Origin of the sequence: Lysinibacillus sp. NPDC093688 (genome assembly GCF_050280145.1) — a bacterium.
Lineage (GTDB): Bacteria > Bacillota > Bacilli > Bacillales_A > Planococcaceae > Lysinibacillus > Lysinibacillus xylanilyticus_B.
In genome coordinates, this window is the sequence record NZ_JBNNUX010000013.1 from 112187 (window position 1) to 118186 (window position 6000).

At 34.4% G+C, this 6000-nt stretch carries 5 protein-coding genes and 1 pseudogene; 5 read left to right on the plus strand and 1 reads right to left on the minus strand.

Annotated features, from left to right (window positions below):
- Positions 1-14: 14 nt before the first annotated feature.
- Positions 15-746 (minus strand): response regulator transcription factor, encoded by a 732-nt coding sequence (locus tag ACQKN2_RS12465; protein WP_427415256.1) that lies wholly within the window; start codon positions 744-746, stop codon positions 15-17.
- 131 nt (positions 747-877) lie between these two features.
- Between ACQKN2_RS12465 and ACQKN2_RS12470 the strand changes: the two genes are divergently transcribed.
- From ACQKN2_RS12470 to ACQKN2_RS12490, 5 genes and pseudogenes are all read left to right on the plus strand, one after another.
- Positions 878-2344 carry an amidase gene (locus ACQKN2_RS12470; protein WP_427415257.1) on the plus strand — a complete coding sequence of 489 codons (1467 nt, stop codon included), beginning with the start codon at positions 878-880 and terminating at the stop codon, positions 2342-2344.
- Between the two features lie 395 nt (positions 2345-2739).
- Positions 2740-2958 (plus strand): hypothetical protein, encoded by a 219-nt coding sequence (locus tag ACQKN2_RS12475; protein WP_427415258.1) that lies wholly within the window; start codon positions 2740-2742, stop codon positions 2956-2958.
- A 289-nt stretch (positions 2959-3247) separates the two neighbouring features.
- Positions 3248-3859, plus strand: a complete 612-nt coding sequence (locus ACQKN2_RS12480) for a hypothetical protein (protein WP_427415259.1) — start codon at positions 3248-3250, stop codon at positions 3857-3859.
- An 85-nt stretch (positions 3860-3944) separates the two neighbouring features.
- A complete protein-coding gene (locus ACQKN2_RS12485) occupies positions 3945-4958 on the plus strand; it encodes a copper amine oxidase N-terminal domain-containing protein (RefSeq protein ID WP_427415260.1) in 1014 nt (337 codons plus the stop codon).
- A 526-nt stretch (positions 4959-5484) separates the two neighbouring features.
- Positions 5485-5865: pseudogene (locus ACQKN2_RS12490) on the plus strand (LysE family translocator); the annotation flags it as partial.
- Positions 5866-6000 lie beyond the last annotated feature (135 nt).

A 6000-nucleotide genomic window follows, 5' to 3' on the forward strand; every position in this document is an offset into this window, starting at 1 on the left:
CCAACATCTTATTTTTATGCACGAAAGCTTTCTGAATATCTTAATGCAAGCTGCGTTCGGGAAGTTACTTGAAATTTTCGATACAAATTTTGCAGATGCTTCTTTACTGTATTTTCACTAACATATAAATTACTGGCTATTTCTGCATTTTTAAATCCTTTACATAAATACATTAACAGCTCTTTTTCGCGTTGAGTAATTCGCAATGATTCGCCTGGCTGAACATATTGATGTAAAAAATAAACATTTTCAATCAACCTCTTTATATACAATAGCTTTTGACTATCCTGTTCTGTAAATGGTATTTCTCCTTCTTTTCGCAAAAAGCCAATAGCCGCTGTTGGCTTTTGCTGATTGTACAGATACATAACCATTTCATCTATAAAATCATTTTTTTGTAAAAAGCGCTCAACATAATACTGCTTTTTCTTCATCGATATAACTTCATTTCGTTGCATTAATTGAATTTCGGGTTGGTTTCGCATATTTACTGGGTGTAAAGGATCGTAATATTTATATTCATGTAGATAATTTTGTATCGTATAAGTCTCTAGGTTGAAATAGACAGGCTGTTCATTTAACTCCCCATCTGCCACTTCCCAAAATACCGTATGCTCGTATTGAAAACATTCACTTAATACTTGCAACATATTCAATTTAAAGTCTTCACTTGTTTGTTGCATATTCATATTTGAAATCTTAAACGTCGCTTCTAATAAATACTCCACCTCTTTATGCTCATACAAAATAATTCCTCCTTTTCTCTATTAACTTCATATATTCTCGTTCAAAACAAATTATCCTTTTGGGTAATATCAATTTTTTTCTTTTCAATTTAAGATGAATTTGTAAGTCAAAACTATTATGAGGTGATCTGATGAATTTGCAGGAATACGCATCATATGACGGTCTTGGATTAGCGGAGTTAGTAAAAACAAAGCAAGTGACACCAGAAGAACTTACAAAATTAGCGCTCCAAGGTATTGAAAAGGTTAATCCTTCGATTAATGCCGTTGTCAGCGTGTTAGAGGATCAGGCTGAAAAAGCGATTTCAACTTTAAATGATAATCAACCATTTGCAGGTGTCCCATTTTTAATTAAAGAAGTTGTACTCCATGCGGAAGGTGTGCCACATAGTATGGGCAGTCGTGTTGCAGAAAATGCTGTAATGTCTGTCGATAGTGAATTAATGAAACGGTTTAAAAATGCTGGTTTTGTGTTAAGCGGTACAACCACAACACCAGAGTTCGGCTATAATGCCGCAACGGAAGCTGTTATTTATGGTCCAACTCGTAACCCATGGAATCTAGACCATAGCCCTGGTGGTTCAAGTGGCGGTGCAGCAGCTTCTGTCGCAAGTGGCATCGTCCCAATCGCGCATGCTAATGATGGAGGAGGATCCATTCGTATTCCTGCATCATGCAGTGGAGTCGTTGGCTTAAAGCCTTCACGTGGTCGTGTGCCAATGGGGCCTTATAATAGTGAGGCATTAAATGGGTTAGCCATTGAATTTGCGCTGACAAAAACCATTCGTGATGCCGCTACTTTACTGGACCAAGTAGCTGGGCCAGACTTAGGATGCTATTCGATTATTCAAAGCCCAGAAATGCCTTACAGTAAAGCAATTCAGCAAAAAGTACGTCCACTAAAGATCGCCTGGACAACAGAAACAAATTCTGGTGCATTCGTTGATCCGGAATGTATCGAGGCCGTACATAAGGCCGTAAAATTATTAGAAGAGTTAGGGCATGAAGTAGTCGAAGCTCGACCAGTTTACGACGAAGCACCATTTTCAAGTGCAACGGTAAATATTTGGACTGCGAATATTTATAAAATGATTGTGGGGGCAGCAGAATTAACAGGTAAAACACCTTCACGTGATAATATTGAAGCAGCCATTTGGCAATGCTATGAATATGGCAAAAACTTAAAAGCTAGCGCACTATTAGAAGCCATTAATACGAATGCACTTGTATCACGTCAAGTAGCGACATTCTTTGCAGATTATGATGTGCTTTTAAGCCCAACAATGGGCACATTACCAGCGAAAATTGGCGAGCTTAATGCGGATAATCCAAACATCTCGGCGATTGAATGGACAGAGCAAATTTTCACATATGCGCCGTTTACCAATTTGTTTAATGCAACAGGTCAACCATCGTTATCATTGCCGCTTGCAATGAGTGCGTCTGGCTTGCCAATCGGGCTGCAATTTACAGGACACTTCGCGGATGAGTTAACCCTTCTACAGCTTGGGAAACAATTAGAAGAATCTGCTCCATGGAAAGATCGAAAACCACCCGTACATGTGGGTGCAGAAGTTGTGGAAATTGCAACGACATAAAAAAGTAGGTACAAGATTTTTTCTTGTACCTACTTTTTGCTAGTTTACGAATATATACGACATTCTAATAAGATGTTGTTATAACAACGTCTATTACTTACGATACGGTTCTCCGTGCTATATTTATACAAAGTAACGACAATGGTAAACAATTTTGAATTTTCTAAATCTTAGTGTTGCAATTAATGTACTAAATTTGAAGGGATGATGAATGGACGATGAACAAATAATTCTATTTTTACACGTAAAATGTATATGCATTTTCAAATGAAAAATAGGATTAGTCTGTCCATTTATTATACTTTTATAATGCATACCTCTTTGTATGCTTATTTTTGTACACAATAAATTTATTTACTAATCCTTCTGAAGCTATTTTCAGAGGGATTTTTTATTTGTTTTTGCGTTTACATTCAAAATCAAAGGAATGGAATGATACGATGCATAGTAAAAGAGAAATCTTCGAAGATATTATTCAAATAATGAAAAAAGATTATGCGGGCTTTTTAGATAAAAAGCATATTAACTGTCCTGAAAATTATCTCATTATAGATGATATGACGGATAAAGATTTTGTTGAAACAATAAGGCGACTTTATGGAGTTATTGTTTAAATAAATAAAGTAAATTTTAAAGTCTAAGTCGAAATTAATATTAGACGGTATTACATTAGAACAGAATTTAGTATATTAATACACGCCTTCAAGCAAGAAATGTTCGTTTAAACTAAAACCGTGCCAGCCCTCAACAGGAATGGCATTTTACTTTTTCTTCTGAAAAAAACCTATAGTACTTCTGATACGGTTCTAAGTGATATGCCAAAGTGAGGTTTTATTAACATTACATTTCTTATGAAGAGCAGTTACAATTAAACAAAACAATTTATACAAAAGGTAGGATTTAATGAAATTAGAAGTAGGCTATTTACCTGAAAAATATTATAATAAACCGCCATCTTACGGCGGCAATCCATTTCATGTTTCTAAAAATATCAAATTTGCATTAAATATTGGGCCAATGTACATTCCTGAATTACCCAATGAACAACTTGTTCAATTTACAGAAAGTCTTTCAAATTATCCTATCTATTATTTGATAGAAATGTATCACGATGTAGATATCTATGATGAGCTACAGCAGGAACTTTTAGAAAATCAAATTATATTTGAAAAAATACACCCATCCCAAACAAGCGATTTCTTTATTGTGACAATAAATAATCGTGAAGAATTGACATACTTTATCCCAAATATGATTTGGCAACATAATCATATCATGAGTACATTTTGGTCAAACAATAAACAAGCTTTCAAATTTGAAGAAAAAACGTGGGAATATGACGAAATTAGAGTTACAGTCTGCCTACAATTTGATAAACTGACTACTGTCTTCTGGTTAGGTCATGATTTTTTAGGGACAGGTGTATATTCAAATGAGGGAAGATTTTCGAGCTTTGAGCAAGTGTTAATACTTCTCCCTGACTTTGTTACATTAGAAAGAGTTGAATTTGGTTGACTTCTTTGGGTAAAATCCGATATTATTTTTGAACAGCTCTTTTTAGAGGTGTTTATAATAAATTATGATTTATAAGGAGAGAAAGATGTTAAAAAGATTAAATTTTGTTTTAATAGCTTTCATTACAACAACTCTTTTGTTTACATCTCATAATACTGCTAGTGCTAGCGACACTATTAAAGTATTTGTAAACACTAAAGAAGTAGTATTGGATCAAAAACCTATAATAAAAAATGGTCGAACTCTTGTGCCACTTCGATTTGTATCTGAAAATTTAGGTAATGTTGTGAAATGGGATTCGAAAAAGAAAGTAGTCACTATTGTTTACTCTATCGAAAACACTAACTACACTGTTACCTTACCAATTGGTCAAAAAACGGCTACTAAAACTTCAAGTTCTTATTTGAATAACCACGGTCCAGCAGATGTAGAACATATTCAATCAGATGTACCTAGTCAGATTATTAATGGAAGAACTGTAGTCCCTTTAAGATTTATAGGGGAATTGCTTGGTATAGATGTCCGTTGGGATTATCAAAACAAAGATATATATATTTCTAGTTTAGGTGTGAACTTAATCCCATCTGATTTTGAAAAGGATGTTTATGATAAAGAATTGCGTAAGGTGAGAGATTTTGGTAAGCCTACAGTCAATTATGAAAAATTTCTAGCTCTTGATGCTGATCATTTTAATTCAATCGATCTTGATTATCTTTTTGCTAAAAAGCCGAGCGTTGACTTATTTGGGGCTCCAGAAGCTTTCCATGATGGCGTCAATGAAATTATAATATCAGGGCCCATTAAAACAAATTATCTAAATATGATGATATATAAAGGAAAGGAGCTACCCATTTTAAGCTACCCAGATGTTACAGCCGAGAGTACTGCTACTATTAAAGAAGGTATGCCCTATGATGAAGTAGTCAAAATATTGGGTGGTCCTGGAGTATTATCAGGTAAAGGTACTCTTCGAGAGGAATACAAATGGGTATCGTCCTCAGAGAAGGGTGAAGCATATATCACATTTGTTAAAAGGGACAATTCTCTTTATGTCACGCCATCTCCATATAGATCGTATTCTTGGGAAAAAATTTATTGAGTTTGACAATTAATTGAGCTTCCTCTAAAACAAAAAGGAGCGACCCTTATCATCTGTGGTCGACTCCCCCTTTATTATGCAAACTGGCAAAGGTCTATCTGTCTAGCTATTTTATTTTCAAATTTTATATAATTCCAGTCTACTTGTAATCATTTATTGGTCCTTCATCCATTATAACTTCTACCATATTTGAACCGTACTTCGCCCATTCCCATATTCTTTTGATGATATCAACAGCACTTTTACTTCCAAAAATTACTGAAGAAACATTTTTATATAAAGGCTGTTAGTGAAAAAGAAAAATATTCACTTGGAATCTTTTAAGTAGATCAAAAAGCTCTGATAAGAAAAAAATGAATAGCAATCGGAATAGGTTTCCCAAAAACATCATACAAATAATTTAATAAAATAATAGCAAGAAGATGAATAAATATTAGTGTAATGTTATATTTCTGTATTTTTATGCTATAATACAACTATAAACGGACGTATGAAACTTATCTGATTGCATGAAAGAAGTGTTTATTTGAGTTTATATGTAGCGTATGTACTGGTAGGACTTGCGATTGCCATGCCTGTTGGGGCCATTACAGTAGAAATGACAAAGCAAGGACTTAAAAATGGTTTTATGCATGGTTGGGCTGTCGGACTCGGTGGTATGACAATTGATATTGTATTGGTTTTTGCATTGTATATGGGACTAGCGTCCATTTTAGCAATGCCTATCATTCAAATCCCTATGTGGATTATAGGGGCTGGTTTTTTATTCCTTTTAGGACTAGATTCTATTAAAAATGCTGATCATGGTATTACGCTTGCAGGAGAGAAAGTGACAAAATCATTTTTTACTTCTTATCGTAATGGTTTACTAGTTGCAATTTCGCCTGGAAATCTAGTATTTTGGGTAACTAAACTGTTACGATAAATTCAGACAAAACTATACAAGTCTGTATAGAAGCATAGATTTATAACAGAATACCCTTCGTATCAAGCGATTGGTGCGAACTCCACGTTAATTGCTTTTAACTCCTAAAGCCTTGTG

Coding starts and splice junctions, on each gene's coding strand:
- ACQKN2_RS12470 (WP_427415257.1), top strand. CDS start 878: ATGAATTTGCAGGAATACGCATCATATGACGGTCTTGGATTAGCGGAG.
- ACQKN2_RS12480 (WP_427415259.1), top strand. CDS start 3,248: ATGAAATTAGAAGTAGGCTATTTACCTGAAAAATATTATAATAAACCG.
- ACQKN2_RS12485 (WP_427415260.1), top strand. CDS start 3,945: ATGTTAAAAAGATTAAATTTTGTTTTAATAGCTTTCATTACAACAACT.